The 14,389-nt window shown below is 74.1% G+C and carries 7 protein-coding genes; 4 read left to right on the plus strand and 3 right to left on the minus strand.

What is annotated here, in order from left to right; genetic code table 11:
* Positions 1-414 precede the first annotated feature (414 nt).
* The 3 genes from ACZ4UX_RS33940 to ACZ4UX_RS33950 are packed head-to-tail and all read left to right on the plus strand — an operon-like array spanning position 415 to position 5,335.
* Positions 415-1,803, plus strand: a complete 1,389-nt coding sequence (locus tag ACZ4UX_RS33940; RefSeq protein ID WP_465709455.1) for an ATP-grasp domain-containing protein — start codon at positions 415-417, stop codon at positions 1,801-1,803.
* Positions 1,800-3,971: a PEP/pyruvate-binding domain-containing protein gene (locus ACZ4UX_RS33945; RefSeq protein WP_465709456.1), complete on the plus strand. Its 2,172-nt coding sequence runs from the start codon at positions 1,800-1,802 to the stop codon at positions 3,969-3,971. Before ACZ4UX_RS33940 ends, ACZ4UX_RS33945 begins: the two co-directional genes overlap by 4 nt.
* Before the next feature lie 44 nt (positions 3,972-4,015).
* Entirely contained in the window at positions 4,016-5,335 is a 1,320-nt protein-coding gene (locus tag ACZ4UX_RS33950) for an MFS transporter (RefSeq protein ID WP_465709457.1), read from the plus strand.
* Between the two features lie 96 nt (positions 5,336-5,431).
* On the opposite strand, the gene ACZ4UX_RS33955 is transcribed toward ACZ4UX_RS33950, so the two are convergent.
* Together ACZ4UX_RS33955 and ACZ4UX_RS33960 are read right to left on the minus strand one after the other, a co-directional pair.
* Complete coding sequence (locus ACZ4UX_RS33955) at positions 5,432-6,670, minus strand: YncE family protein (protein WP_465709458.1); 1,239 nt, start codon at positions 6,668-6,670, stop codon at positions 5,432-5,434.
* Positions 6,671-6,908: 238 nt separating this feature from the next.
* The gene (locus ACZ4UX_RS33960; RefSeq protein ID WP_465709459.1) at positions 6,909-7,286 is read right to left on the minus strand and encodes a hypothetical protein; all 378 of its coding nucleotides are present in this window, start codon (positions 7,284-7,286) and stop codon (positions 6,909-6,911) included.
* A gap of 1,036 nt (positions 7,287-8,322) precedes the next feature.
* Between ACZ4UX_RS33960 and ACZ4UX_RS33965 the strand changes: the two genes are divergently transcribed.
* Complete coding sequence (locus ACZ4UX_RS33965) at positions 8,323-9,714, plus strand: pyridoxal phosphate-dependent decarboxylase family protein (RefSeq protein ID WP_465709460.1); 1,392 nt, start codon at positions 8,323-8,325, stop codon at positions 9,712-9,714.
* A gap of 148 nt (positions 9,715-9,862) precedes the next feature.
* Here ACZ4UX_RS33965 and ACZ4UX_RS33970 read toward each other — a convergent pair whose 3' ends face one another.
* The gene (locus ACZ4UX_RS33970; protein ID WP_465709461.1) at positions 9,863-14,170 is read right to left on the minus strand and encodes a LamG-like jellyroll fold domain-containing protein; all 4,308 of its coding nucleotides are present in this window, start codon (positions 14,168-14,170) and stop codon (positions 9,863-9,865) included.
* Positions 14,171-14,389: the final 219 nt, after the last annotated feature.

Consider the following 14,389-nt stretch of genomic DNA (forward strand, 5'->3'; position numbering starts at 1 on the left):
GCGCGGGGGAGCGGAGTGCGGCGCCCGGCGGGTGCGGGCGCGGCCCCGATCGTGCGGGCGTGTCCGGGCGGGGTCGGGCTGCCGACCGGGCCCGGTGCCGGTGGCCTGTGCCGGGTGGCGGAAAGTCTCGGTCGGGGTCCAGTCCGATTGGTGCATGACAAGCATGGCTGCTGAGGATAGAGACAGGCCCGGCCCGAGTCGGTGAGGCACTGCCGACGTCAGGCCGAAGGCACATGACGGCCGGTCAGCCGCTGCTGTTGGCAACGGTACAACCGGGCATCCGTCCTCCGGTGCGGTGCACGCCGCACCGGGGCGCCGCGCCCCCGCCGTGGTCCGGGTGCCCGAGGACGGGCCGGCCACCGGGCACCCGACACGACAGGCAACGTCCCTGTCCGCCCAACCCCGAGGAGCGAGATGAGCAGCATCCTGTTCGTGCATGCGAGGGGCGGTCCGCCCCTGGAGTACGCGGTGCCGCGCATGGCGGCGCACGGCGAGGTCCATCTGCTGGCGCTCGCGCCACTGCCGCAGGTCACGGTGGACACCTGGCGGCCGGCCTGCGCGTCGGTCACCGAGGCGCCGCCCTCGGGCGGGACGGCGCTGGTCGAGCTGATCGCCGACCACGCCGAACGCGTCGCGGCGCAGGCCGTGCTGACGTTCTCCGAGTACGCGGTGGTGGCCGTGGCCCTCGCCTGCCGCCGGCTCGGGCTGGCCGGCCCGGGGGAGCACGTCGAGGCGGCCCGCGACAAGCGCCTGATGCGGCGGATCTGGCGGGACGCCGGCGTACCCGTCCCGGGCTTCGCCGAGATCCACGGCGCCGCCGACATCGACGAGGCGTTCCGACGGCTGACTCCGCCGCTGCTGCTGAAGGCCGCGTGGAGCGCCGGATCGACCGCCCACCTCACCGTGCGCGACGCCCGGGAGGCGGGCCGCGCCTGGCGGCTCGGCCGGTCCGTGATGGCCTCCTCCGCCGAGGAGGGCTACGCCGAACTGCACGCCGCCGACGAGGGGGTGAGCGACTTCCTGCTGGAGGAGATCGTCACCGGCGGCACCCGGGGCTGGTTCGCCGATCTGGGCTGGGGCGACTACGTCAGCGTGGAGGGCATCGTCGCCGGCGGCGTCTACCACCCGCTGTGCCTCACCGGCCGGCTGCCGACCGTCCCGCCCTTCACCGAGCGCGCGAGCATCGCTCCGGCGGACCTGTCCGAGCCCCTCCAGCGCCGGATCGAGGCGGCCTCCCGGGCCGCCGTGGACGCGCTCGGTCTGGACACCTGCGCCACCCACACCGAGATCAAACTCGCCCCCGGTGGACGGGACATGTGGCTCATCGAGACCGCCGCCCGGTTCGGGGGCGTGATGACGACCCGGCAGGTGGAGGCCGTCTTCGGACTCGACATGATCGGCATGCTGACGCGCCAACTGCTCGGGCGGCCCGTCGCCTACCCGCCCGCCATGCTCACCGGCGCCGGGGGCAGCGGGGCCGCCGGGGCCGCCGGCTCCCTGGTGATCCTCGCCGCCGACCGCGCGGGCGAGCCCTGGAGCGAGCAGCCGCGCTGGGACTTCGACGCCGTGGACTGGACGGACCTGCTCAGCCCCGGCTCCACGATCGAACCGGTCCGGGAACGCAGCCTGCCCGCCGGCACCCCGATGCCCGCGTACGAGCGGGCCGAGGGCGCCAACACCATGGCTGCCCTGTGCTTCCTGACCGCCAGGTCGGCGGACGTCCTGGTGGCGGACTGCACCCGGATCATCGAGGCGCTGCCCAAGGCCCTGACCGCCCGCCTGACGACCGGAGCGGGCCGGTGACCGCCCACCCCGGCGCGTCGGCGGGCGCCGCCGGGCCGCCGACGGACGAGGCGCCGAACGAGGCGACGGTCGAGGCCACGAACGCGGCGCCGGACGGCGCGCCGCTCGGCACGGGGACCGACGCGATGCTCGGCACGGAGAGCGACACGGAGAGCGACCCGGACACCGGCACCGAGACCGGTGCGGTGATCGGCGCGCGTCTCACCATGCCGCTCTTCGAACGGCTCTGCGGCACGCTCGGCGGCCATCCCTACGTCAAGGTCGTCGTCGACCGGCACAAGGCGCTGTGGCACATCCTCGACAGCGCCGTGCACCCGTTCCACGTCGACTACATCGCCACCACGATCGAGGGCCTGACCCTGGAAGAGCTCGACGCCGACCTCGACGGCTTCAACCGGAGCGTCTACCAGGACCCGGACCGGCGCTTCCTGCTCGGCGTGCTCTCCCTGCACGCCGGCGACCAGGCGAACCGGCCCAGCCAGGCCGACCGACCCAACCAGTCGACCGAGCCGTTCATGGTCCTGGAGACCACCGAGGCCGACACCATGGGCGCCGACCTGCTCACCGAGTTCCACCGCTTCGTCCGCGAGCACCTCGACCAGTCCCTCGCCCTGCTGGTGAAGCCGGCCAACCACGCGCAGGAGAACGCCCTGGCGGCCGTGCCCGAGAGCGTCCTGCCCCGGACCGGCTCGGACGCGCTGCTCGCCGCGCGGCCCTTCGTCCCGCTCACCCTGGGCTCGGCCACCGGCCGGCTGCGCGCCTTCGCCGACGCGGACGCGTACCGCGCCGCCCGGGCGGACCTCACCTGGTACGACATCGTGGCCATGCCGGTCGTCCCCGACGACATCCCCCGGCTGGCCGGCCTGGTCAACGCCCTGCCCACCACCCCGCTGTCGCACACCAACATGCTGGCCGCCGGCTGGGGGATACCCAACGCCATCGTGCGCGGCGCCCTCGACCGGATCGCCGCCGACGACCTGGACGGCGGCTGGGTCCGCTACGAGGTCGGCGCCGACGGCGTCACCATCGAGCGGGCCGAGGAGCCGGCCGACCTCACCCAGCCGGTCTGGCACACCCAGCGCATCCGGATCGACGCCCCCCGGGTGGAGGACGTGCCGATCGTGCCGCTCTCCCGGCTGCGCGCCGGGGACCGCCGCGGCTACGGCACCAAGGCGGCCAACCTGGGCGAACTCCACCACGTGCTGCGCCACGGATCGGCCCGGCTGACCGGCTACTACTCGGTGCCCCGCGCGCCGCGACCCGACCTGCTGGGCCACCTGGCCGGCCGGCTGGGGGTGGCCGCGGACGCCGACCTCGTCCAGGCGGCGGCGGACTTCCTGTCCCGGCACGTCAGCGCGCCCGAGGGGATCGCGGTGCCGTTCGCCGTCCAGCAGCGCTTCCTGGACTCCTCCCGGGCCGTGCAGCAGAGCATCGGCAAGCTGAAGATGGCGCTCGAACTCGGCGCGATGGACGCGGTCGACTCGGTCTGCGTCCAGCTCCAGCACCTCATCGTGGCCACCCCCGTCCCCGACGACCTGGTGCGGGCGCTGGACGCGCACGCGGTGCGCCACCTCGCCGGCGCCGGGCGGCTGGCGGTGCGCTCCTCCTCCAACGCCGAGGACCTGCCGGGCTTCTCCGCCGCGGGCATCTACGAGTCGCACACCAAGGTCACCGACCTGCCGGGCCTGCTCGACGCGATCCGTCAGGTGTGGGCCTCACTGCTGTCGCCGCGCAGCGTCCGGCTGCGCCACGAGGCCGGCATCTCCCTGGACGACACATTCATGGGGGTGATCGTCCAGCGCTACGAGCCGTCCCCGCTCGGTGGGGTGATGGTCACCTGCAACCCCACCAACCGGGCGGACTTCCGCAACGTCTACCTCAACTGCGCGCCCGGCTCGACCTCGGCGGTGGTCGACGGCACCGCGCTGCCGCTGCAGTACCTCTACAACACCGTGGAGGGCGGCGGCCGGACGCTCTCGCTCGGCGCCGCCGCCGAGGACCTCGACGCCGAGACCCGGGCACACCTCGGCCGGCTCGCCCTGGCCGGACGCCTGCTCCAGTCCCACTTCGCCGCGGACTACACCTTCGCCGCACCCCTCGACGTGGAGTGGCTGCTGGCCCCCGGCGGCCGGGTCCACCTGCTGCAACTGCGCCCCTACAACGGCTGAGCGCGCTGCGGAACCACCCCCCCGACGTGAAGGAAGGCACGCTCGTGTCCCTGCTCGGCCGAGCCAAGCGCGGTCCCGCCGCCCCGCCCGGGGTCCGCCGGGTGATCCGCCTGAACAACGGCTTCCAACTGCTGTTCAACCTGCTGTGGTGGATGCCGGTCTTCTACGAGTACCAGCGGCAGGCCGGCCTGTCGGACAGCCAGATCTTCGGCATCCAGAGCGTCTACTACGTCGCCTTCTGCCTGCTGGAGGTCCCCACCGGCTTCATCGCCGACCGGATCGGGCAGCGGACCTGCCTGCGGCTCGGGGCCGCGGTGATGACGGCCGCCAACCTGGTGCCGGTGGCGCTGCCCTCCGCGACCGGCTTCCTGCTGCACTTCCTGGCGATCGCCGCCGCCCGCTCCCTGGTCTCCGGTGCCTCCAGCGCCTACCTCTACGAGTACCTGCACGCCGAGGGCGCCGGAGAGCGCTACGTGCAGGCGGAGGGCACCGCGCGGGCCCTCGGCCTGTGGGCGAAGATCGCCTGCTGGCCGCTGGTGGGCGTGCTGATGAGCACGGTCCACCAGGCGCCCTACCTGCTGACCGCCGCCTGCACCCTCGGCTCCCTGGCCTGCGCCGCCGCGTTGCCGGCGCTGCCCTCGGCGCCCTCGGTGCCTCCGCCGGCCGGGGCGGGCGCCCGGAACGGCGCGCCGGCCGCGGCCGTGGCCGGCGGCGGGTTCCTGGACTCCGTGCGTCAGGCGTGGAAGGTGCTGCGGACCTCCCGGGCCCTGGGACCGCTGATGGTCCAGGGCGTGGCGATCTTCACCCTGGCCCGGATCTGCCAGGTCAACCTGTTCCAGCCGCTGCTGCTGGCCAGGGCCGTCCCGGTCGCCGACCACGGCGCGGTGCTCTCCGCGATGACGGTGGCCGAGGCGCTGGGCTCCTCCCGGCCCGGCTGGATCCGGGCCAGGCTCTCGGACACCGCGGCCGTGACCGTGCTGAGCCTCGTGATGGCCGGATCGCTGGCCGCCACCGCCCTGTCCGGTGCGGCGGCGACCATCGCGTGGCTGTGCGTGTTCGCCGCCGCCACCGGCCTCGCCTACCCGGTCCAGCGCTACCTGATCAACGCGGCCATCCCGCCGACCCCCTACCGGGCGACCCTGCTGTCCCTGGAGTCGATCATCGACCGCGGGGTGTGCGCCCTGGTGGCGCTCGCCGTCGGCGCCTACCTGGCGGCGGACCGGCTCGACGCGCTGCTCCTGCACGCCGCCCTGGGCACCTGCGTCCTGCTGGGCGCCGTCGCGGTGGCGCTGCGGCTGGTCCGGCGCCGCCCCGGTCCGGGAGCGGACACCGGCACCCCGTCGGACCGGGCGCTGGCCCGGTAGCCGCTCCACCGCGTCCGTCCCGGCAGTGTCGGTGCGGCGACCGGGCGGCGGGGCCGACCGGACGTCCGGGCGGCCGGACGCCCAGGCCGGCCCGGGTCACGTCCCCGAGGGGCCGGTCCAGTCGGCCGGCACGTGGCCGAGGCGCACGCGCTGCGGGTGGTCGCCGACCGGTACGGAGACGGTCTTCCGTCCGGTCGCGAAGTCGATCGCGGTGACCTGGTCGGCGCCGCTCTCGGAGATCACGCAGGCCGTGCCGTCGCCGTTCACGGTGGCCCAGTACGGTTTCGAGGCGGGCACCAGCGGGCCCTCCTGGAGCGTGGCCCGGTCGACCACGGTCGCGTAGTCGTCCATGGTGCCGGCGACACAGAGCTTGTCACCGGCCGGGCTCATCGACAGGCCGTGGTGGCGCGAATCGTTGACCCAGGTGGTGCGGTCCTCGCTGGTCGCGGGGTTCTTCGGCAGGGTCTTGACCCGGGTGATCCGGTCGGCGGCGACGTCGTACTCGACCAGGCCGTTGAAGAAGGACACCTGGAAGTAGAGCGTCGACCCGTCCGGGGTGAACGCGGCCGGGCGGATCGCGTCGGAGAGGTCCGAGCGGCCGGCGGCGTCCAGCCGCTCCCGCATGTCGATGACCCTGACCGGCGCGAACGTGTCGGCGTCGACCACGGTGATCCGGCGGTCGCCCTTCGTCCAGTCCAGCCACGGCGCGTCGAGGGCGGTGTTGACCTCGCCGATCGACATGTTCCAGATCCGCCGTCCGCCGTCGGTGAAGAGGTTCTCGTGGGGCTTGTCCCCGGTCGCGAACGAGCCGAGTTGCGCGCCGGTGCGGACGTCCAGCACATGGACCGTGTTGGAGGTGGAGGCGGAGACCGCCACGCGGGTGCCGTCCGGGGAGAGCGCCATGTGGTCCGAGCGGTAACCCGACACGGGAAAGCGCCAGTTGATCCGCCCGGTGGCGAGGTCGATGGAGACGACGTCGGCGAAGCTCGGGCGCGAGACGACCACCGCGGACCCGTCCGGGGTGGAGTACATGTCGTCGACGAACTGGTCGTGGCCCTCGCCCGGGCCCAGCCGGATGCCCAGGAAGTAGGCGAGTTTGACGGGGTTGAGGTAGATCTCGGTGAGCCGCTGGTCCTTGTCGGGGACGACGTTGACACGGCCGATCCTGGCCAGGTCACCGGTGGAGCGGATGACGTCCGCGGTGCCGTCCCAGTTGTTGCCGACGAACATCACCTCGCGCAGGGCGCGCACCTGCCCGGGGGCCGGCCCGGCTGTCGCGGCGGCCGGGGCGACGGCGGCGAGGGGCAGGACGAGGGCGGCCGCGAGGGCGCCCACAGCGGCCCTGACGGGCCGGGACCGGCGGGACGGGCGGGCGTCGGACGATAACGCGTGCGGGGACATCGCCGCTCCTTCGCGCAGACGCGCAGAGTGGGGGGTGGGCGTCGGTCGATTGCGTTACTCGACGGTAGGGAAGGCCCCCTCCTTCTGCCAAGACGTCTGCGCGCACCAATTGGGGGAGGGCCACCGCCCGCAGGCGGTGGCCCGGCGCACTCGTCCTGGCCCGGGCCGGTGCTCACGCCTCCCGGCGGCGGCGGAAGACGGCGCGGATCGCGAAGACGATCGCGATGACGAGCCCGACGGCGAACAGCACGATCAACAGGATGACGACGAGGACGGCAATGCCGAGCTTCTTGAAGAAGCCGCCCTTCTTCTTCTCCTTCTTGTCGTCGGCCGCGAGCGCGGCGGCCCGGGCCGAGCGGTTCTCGACCGGCTGCGCGACGGCGGGCGCCGCTCCGGCCCCCGCCCGGTCGATGCCGGGCTCCGCGGGCCGGGCGACGGACCCGGCCGCGTGGACCGCGGCCGGCGCGGCCGCGGCGACGCCCGGCGAGCCCAGCATCAGGCCGGCCAGAACGAGGGCGGGGACGACTCTCGCGATGATGCGCGACTTCACTGTTCCTCCTGCTGTTTTCCATGGTGTCCTGCGGGCGCGGCTCTCGGCCTGGGCACGCTCCGTCAGAGGCGGGCGTCCGGACAGCGCGCGGTGGCACGTCGTCAGGGAGCCTCCGCCACCCCGGCGGCGGCGCCCACCCGCGCTGCCGACGCCGGCCGCAGAGTTCGCGCTCCGTCACGGCCGCGGTGCTCCCGGCTGCCGATCCGCGTGCGCCGACCGGCACCCCGGGCCAGGACGTGCCCGCCACCGACCCGGCCCTCCGGGCGGAGTCTGAGCGGTGGATCCACGGTCGCTTCCCCCGGAGCACTCGATCGGCACTGCGTCGGCACGGGCGCGTCGGTGTCGCCACCAGGTCGCGCCTCGGCCGGGCCGGTTCGGCCCGCTGCCAGCCAAAATCTACAGGACTGTAGAGAATGGGTGAAACCGGTCGCTCCCGCCGAGGCCCTCACGGCGCCGCCCCGGCCGTGGTGGGCCGCTGAGGTGGGTTCAGCTGTACGACGGGGCACGGGGGTGTCGGCGGCCGCGGACCCGAAGGGTCACACCCGGCGTACGACGGAGGTGGGGAGCGGGCCCAGGTCCGCCGCCGGGAGGGGGAGTGGCGGCGGACCCTGGGAACCGCACGGGCGTCGCGCGCGGTCCCGACCGGTCCGGGGGGGATGGCCCCGATCGGAAGGCGCGACGCCCCGCGGCACTTCTGACCCCGATCGCGTGCGGCAAACCCCTGTACCGCGGTCGAGTTCGGAAACCGTCTGCCCGTCGCCGCGTCGCGGCGGGCGCCCGCCCCACCCGGTGCGACGCCGCTGGACGTGTCGGCCCGGCCGGTGAGCCCTGAGGGCAGGGCCCCGGGGCGCTGGACGCCTCCGCTCACCGGCGGGTAGAGCCGCAGGTGTCGGCGCCCCTGAAGTACGCGCCGTGGCGGGGGAGTCGGGCGTCGCCGGCGGCACCGGCAGAAGCTCGCGGCCGTCCCGCGGGCCGCGGGCCGCGTCCCGCCCCGGGGGCCGTTGGCCCCGGCCGGGCCCGAGCCTAGGCTGTCCGCATGCATCCTCGCCTCGGTGAAGACCTCGCCCGACTGCCCGAACTCCTCGACGCGGTCGGCGATCGCGCCGCGCACGTGCTCGCGGGCCTCGCGGACCGGCCGGTGGTGACGCCCGGCGCGCCCGGGCCCGTGGAGCCGCTGCCCGACGAGGGGAGCGGCACCGACGGCGCGCTGAAGCTGTTCGCCCAACGCTGGGAGCCAGGGTTCAGCGGCAGCGCCGGCCCCCGTTACCTCGGCTTCGTCACGGGCGGGGCGACCCCGGCCGCGCTCGCCGGAGACTGGCTGACGGCCGCCTTCGACCAGAACGTCAGCAACCGGACCGGCTCGGCCGCGGCCGACCTGGAACAGGAGACCATCGGCTGGCTCCGCGGCCTCTTCGGCCTCGGCGAGGCCCACGCGGGCGTCTTCGTCAGCGGCGCGACGACCTCCAACCTCGTCGGCCTCGCCGTCGCCCGTGAGTGGGTGGGCGAGCGGCGCGGCGTCAGCGTCACCCAGGACGGCCTCGCCGCCCTCGGGCCGGTCGACGTCCTGTCCGGCGCCGCGCATTCGAGCATCGGGAAGGCGCTGTCCGTGCTCGGACTCGGCCGGGGCGCCCTGCGGCAGGTGCGGACGCTGGACGGGCGGGAGGCGGTCGACGTGGCCGCGCTCGCCGACGAACTCGCGGCACTGGACGGGCGTCCGGCCGTGGTGGTCGCCAACGCCGGCACGGTCAACACCGTCGACTTCGACGACCTGCGGGCGATCGCCGCGCTGCGCGAGCGGTACCCGTTCTGGCTGCACGTCGACGCCGCGTTCGGCGCCTTCGCGGCGCTCTCGCCGGCCCACGCGCACCTGGTCGACGGTCTGGACGCGGCCGACTCGGTCTGCGTCGACCTGCACAAGTGGCTGAACGTCCCGTACGACGCGGCCGTGCAGTTCACCCGCCGCCGGGACCTCCAGGTGGCCGCCTTCCACAACGCCTCGCCGTACCTCGGCGCCCCGACCGGCGACCCGGACCCGGTGCACCTGGCCCCGGAGAACTCCAGGCGGCTGCGGGCCCTGCCGGCCTGGTTCGCGCTCACCGCCTACGGCCGGGCGGGCCACCGGGAGATCGTGGAGCGCAACTGCGCCGAGGCGGCCCGGCTGGGCGCGTCCCTCGCCGGGGACCCGGCCTTCCGGCTGCTCGCGCCGGTGCGCCTCAACGTGGTCTGCTTCACCCTCGCCGGGCGGCCCGCGCAGCAGGACGTCGACGCCCTGCTGCGCCGCGTCGCGGCCTCCGGGGAGGCGTTCCTGACACCGACGGTGTACGACGGGGTGCCCGCGGTCCGCGCCGCCTTCAGTAACTGGCGCACCACCGCGACCGACACCGACCGCGTCCTGGCGGCGCTGCGAGCGGCGGCCGGCGCGAGCTGACCGGCCGCGGTCGGGTGTCGGCGCCGGTGGTCCACTCCCCGATACCCGACGCCCCCGACGCCCCCGACACCCCGGCAGCCCGGAAGGCCGCGGCCCGTCCACCCCGGGTGGGGTGGACGGGCCGCGGCCTGTCGGAGGGGCGGATGCCTCAGCTCAGCTGGGTGGGGACGGGGCGCCTGCCGTCGAGGGAGGAGACGCCGATCGGGGTGAGGGCCTCGGGGAAGAGCTGGACGTCGGCGATCTGGCCGGCGGCGTACTCGCCGTAGGCGCCCATGTAGAGGCGGCGGCCGAGCTGCAGCGGACCGGTCGCGTTCCAGACCGTGCCCGCGTACTCGGCGGTGCCCGCGAGCGAGCCGTCGACGTAGAGGCGCAGGTCGGCGGAGTCCGCGTCGTAGACGCCCACCAGGTGGTACCAGGTGTTGGTCTTCGGGGCGAGGGCACCGGTGGTGGGCCCGTAGGCGCTGGTGAAGGCGCCGGCGGTGTCGTCGGCGTGGGCGTGGCCGAAGGCGAACGCGTGGGCGCCGCTGGAGTAGTAGAGCTGGAGGGCGTTGGCGCTGGTGCCGGACTGCGAGACGAAGGTGGAGTTGGCGGTGAGGCCGGTGAGCCGCACCCAGGCCGACACCGTGTAGCTGCGGCTGGTGTCCACCGCCGGACCGGCGGCCGCCGCGTACGCGGTGGAGCCGTTCAGGTTCAGGACGCCGCCGCGGGCCGGGTCGGTGCCGAGGGCGGCGCCGCCGTTGAGGGTGAGCGCACCGGTCGGGCGGATGCTGTCGGCGGTGCCGTCCAGCTTCCACCAGGCCGAGGGCTGGCGGACGTTGCCGATGCCGACCGGGTTCCCGAACTGGGCCAGGCCGCCGGCCGGTGCCGCGCCGGGGTACTCGGTCAGCCGGCCGGAACGGGAGCCGGCGTAGAGCGCCGGGTACCCGGTGCCCTGCACGTCACCCGGGGAGGCGACGGTCGGGGCGTCCCGGTCGCCGACGCCGAGCGGCAGCACCTTCTGCGCGGCGGGCAGCACGTTGCCGGTGGTGGCGGCCCACTTCTGGTCGGCGATGTTCATGCAGTCGTAGATGATCACCTGGGTGCGCGGGTTGCGGTTGCTCGCCGGGTCGGCCAGGCAGCGGCCGGACTGCGGGTTCTTCAGCGTGCCCGGGTACGGTCCGGGGGCCCACTGCTGGGCGCCGGTGTTGTTGCACTGGTAGAGCTGCACGAGGGTGTTGTTGGCGGTCTCGCCCTTCTGCACGTCCAGGCACTTGCCGAGCGCGTGGATGCTGCCGTCGGCGCCGAGCGCGAACTGCTGCGCGTCGGTGCCGTTGCAGGTGTACATCTGGGCCGCGGTGCCGTTGACGGTCTTGCCGCCGGCGATGTCCAGGCAGAGGTTCTTGTTGGCGGTGTCCAGCACGCCGGAGACCAGCGGGGCGTGGGTCGGCGCGGCGATCTTCGTGGTCGGCAGGCCGGCGTCGAAGGTCAGGGGGAAGCTGCTGACCGCGCCGGTGGCGTTGTCCCGGGCCCACAGGGTCGGCACGCCGCCCACGGTGCCGGGGGCGAGCAGCGTGGTGCCGGACCAGTCGCCGGTGCCGATCCGGACGCCGGCCCCGAGGTTGCAGCCGGCCTGGAACGTCCCCGGGTAGTACCAGAGTTCGCCCTTGTCGACGGTGACCAGGTCGGGGGCGTCGGCGAACTGGGCGAGCTTGCCGGGGGCGAGCAGCTGGGTGACGTTCTTCCAGGTGCCGTCCGAGCCCTTGGCCGGGCAGGAGGAGGAGTTGCGGATCGGGATCACGTTCTGGGTGAGCGTGAAGTGCCCGGTGACGCCGCCGGGGGTCACGGCGTCGTTCTGGTAGAGGTACAGCTCGTGGGTCGCCTTGGAGTAGGCGAACAGGTCGTCGACGTTGGTGCCGGTGGCGGTGCCCCGGTGGGCGACCAGGTAGTTGTCCCACCCCGTGCCGTCCGGGCTCTGGGCCTTGGCGGAGGCGCTGACGGGCGGTCCGGCCGGGTCGGCGTTGCCGCGGACCAGGACGAGGTCACCGTCGGTGGTCGGGGCGAGCAGGTCGGGCACCGCGTCGCCGTCGGCATCGCCGGCGGTCACCTTGGTGGCCGGGTTCCAGGGCGCGAAGAAGCTGTACTGGCCGACGGTGCCCTGGGTGTTGCCGGCGTTGTCGACGGCCCGGACGAACAGGGTGTGGGCGCCCCACTGGGCGGCGCTCAGCACGATCGGGACGTCGCCGGTGGCGTTGCCGCCGGTGGTGGGAACGGCGTTGACCGCCGCCGCGCCGTTGGCCGGGATGTTGGCGTCCAGCGAGTACTCGAAGCGGTCGATGCCGCTGCTGACGCAGCTGCCGCGGGTGCAGCCGGTGGGCGTCGGGTCGTTGGAGGTCACCGTGATCTTGACTCCGGTGTCACCGGCGTGGCCGGTGGGCGCCTTGTCGCCGCCGAGCGGGGGGAAGACCGGGGAGTCGGTGAAGGACGGGATGCTCGGCGCGCTCAGGTCGGTCTTGAAGTAGCAGTTGGCGGTCCAGCCGCTCGCCAGGGTGCCGTCCTCGGCCTTGACGTGCCACCCGTACTGGTGGCCGTCCGCGACCTTGAAGCCGATGTTGACCCGGGTGGTGCCGCCGTTGCTGACCCAGCTGCTGACCGGGGCGCCCTTGTCGGTCGAGCCGCCGTCGGCGGCCGCCGTCTTGGTGTCCCAGACCTCGTACCGGGCGCGCAGGTTGACCCCGCTCATGTCGGTGGTGAGGTGGGCGTTGAGGGTGATGTCGGAGGCGTCCCCGGCCAGGCCGGACTGGCCGATCCAGCCGTCGGCCGCGCCGGCGCAGCCGTTGCTCGCGGGGGCGCGGGTGGCCGGGGTGGTGCCCAGGTTGTCCGGCGTCTCCGGGGCGATGTCGAACACCGTGGTCAGGTAGGGGTTGTTGGCGAAGCGGACGAAGTCGTTGTTGCTCGTCGACTTGGACTCGTTGCCCCAGAGCCCGAAGGTCCAGCTGTCCTTGACCCCGGAGAGCTTCCTGATCTGGCCGGTCACGTCGAAGTTGACGTCGTGGTTGCCGCACTTCTGGCTGATGTTGGAGCTCTTGACCTGCTGGGTGCCGCCGATGTAGCCGTCGCCGGTGATGTCCGGCTGGTTGTTCCAGCTGGTGGAGCCGCTGATCGGGGTCACCGTCGCGAGCCGGACACCGGTCTCGTTGTCGCAGTCGAAGGAGGCGCCGTAGGTCGAGGTCAGGTGGACCACCGACTTGGAGATCACCATCTTCTTGTCGAGGCCGGCGATGTTCAGCTCGTAGTAGGCGCGGTTCAGGCCGAAGCAGTCCTGCCAGCGCTGGTAGCCGACGCCCTCGCCGTTGTCCTGCGCGTCGTCGTACGGGCTCTGGCTCGCGCAGCCCTCCTTGACGGTGACGAAGTGGCTCTTCTTGCTGGTGACCGGGCTGGTGTACGGGTCGATGTACAGCGGCCAGACGGTGTCGGCGCCGCGGAGCAGGCCGGCGTCGGGGACCAGCGTCAGGGTGTCGGCCGCGTGGGTCACCGCGATCCGCTTGACCTGGGCGGAGCTGCCCGGTTCCTCGGGAGTCGACGCCGTGGCGGGGGCGCCGTCCGCGGGGGCCTCCGCCTGCGGTGCGGCTCGCGGCGCGGCCTGCGGTGCGGTCTTCGGCGCCGCCTTCGCGGCCGGAGCCGGGTCCGCGGCGGCCCCGGCCGGGGCGGTCGTCGCCGAGTCCCACATCAGCGGGGTCGGCGAACGGAAGACCGCGCTGCCGTCGGGCGCGGTGACCGCGACCCGGCCGTCCTGGTCGGCCGTCAGCGACAGGCCTCCGCCGACGGTGGTGGTCAGCTTGAGCGAGGCGAGCGCGGGGTTGGCGGCCGCGGCGGCGTCGCGCACGATCAGGACCTCGTGGAAACCGCCCTGGTCGGTGCTGGTGACCTTGAGGTCGACGCCCGGCAGGACGCCGTCGTAGCGCGCGGTGCTGCCGTTCACCACGGGAGCGGGGAGCGGGAACGGGAGGGTGTAGGAGAGCCGTCGCCCGTCCGGGTCGGTGAGGGTGGCCAGTGGCCCGTCGCCCCCGCCGGAGAGGGCCAGCCCGGAGGGGGTGGCCGCGGGGGAGAGGGTGCCGTCGCCGTTCCTGGTCAGCGTGGCGTCGACGTCCCTCCAGTGGCCGTCCTCGCGCACCCGGGCGGGCTGCAGGTGGGTGGTGGCGGTGAAGGTGCCGTCGGCGTTGGCGACGGTCCGCGACGTCTCGGTGGTGAGGCTGTCGACGGTCACCGGCCGGCCGGTGCGCGCGGCCTCGGCCTTGGCGGCCGCCAGCGGCGAGTCGGCGGCCGGGCCCGTCGTCGTGCTCGCGGATCCGGCGGCCGGATCGTCCGCGAGCGCCGGTCCGGCACTGCCGAGCAGCAGGCCGGTGACGGCCGCCGACAGCGCCAGACGGCGTGTCAGTGTGCGCGCCGGATTTCTCCGGACGCGGAGGTGCTCCCCCATGGATCGCCCTTTCAGGGACCGGAGGCGGACGAACCCGGGCGCCGTTGTGTTCCTCATCACAGAACGGACCCCCGTGGCCCCCCGCCACGTGTCGGAATTGCGGTCTTTACTCACCCCTGGCGCCGCCTGTGAAGACTCTTTGGGGTCTGTGTGACGGAAGGGGACAGAGTGACTGCTGGGGAAGGGTATTGCTCTGACCCTGCCATGGCAATACGGTTC

The sequence above is a fragment of the Kitasatospora sp. NPDC028961 genome, assembly GCF_055564815.1.

What these genes read in the sequence shown, in the direction of transcription:
- ACZ4UX_RS33940 (WP_465709455.1), top strand. Translation starts at nt 415, where the DNA reads ATGAGCAGCATCCTGTTCGTGCATGCGAGGGGCGGTCCGCCCCTGGAG.
- ACZ4UX_RS33965 (WP_465709460.1), top strand. Translation starts at nt 8,323, where the DNA reads ATGCATCCTCGCCTCGGTGAAGACCTCGCCCGACTGCCCGAACTCCTC.
- ACZ4UX_RS33970 (WP_465709461.1), bottom strand. Translation starts at nt 14,170, where the DNA reads ATGGGGGAGCACCTCCGCGTCCGGAGAAATCCGGCGCGCACACTGACA.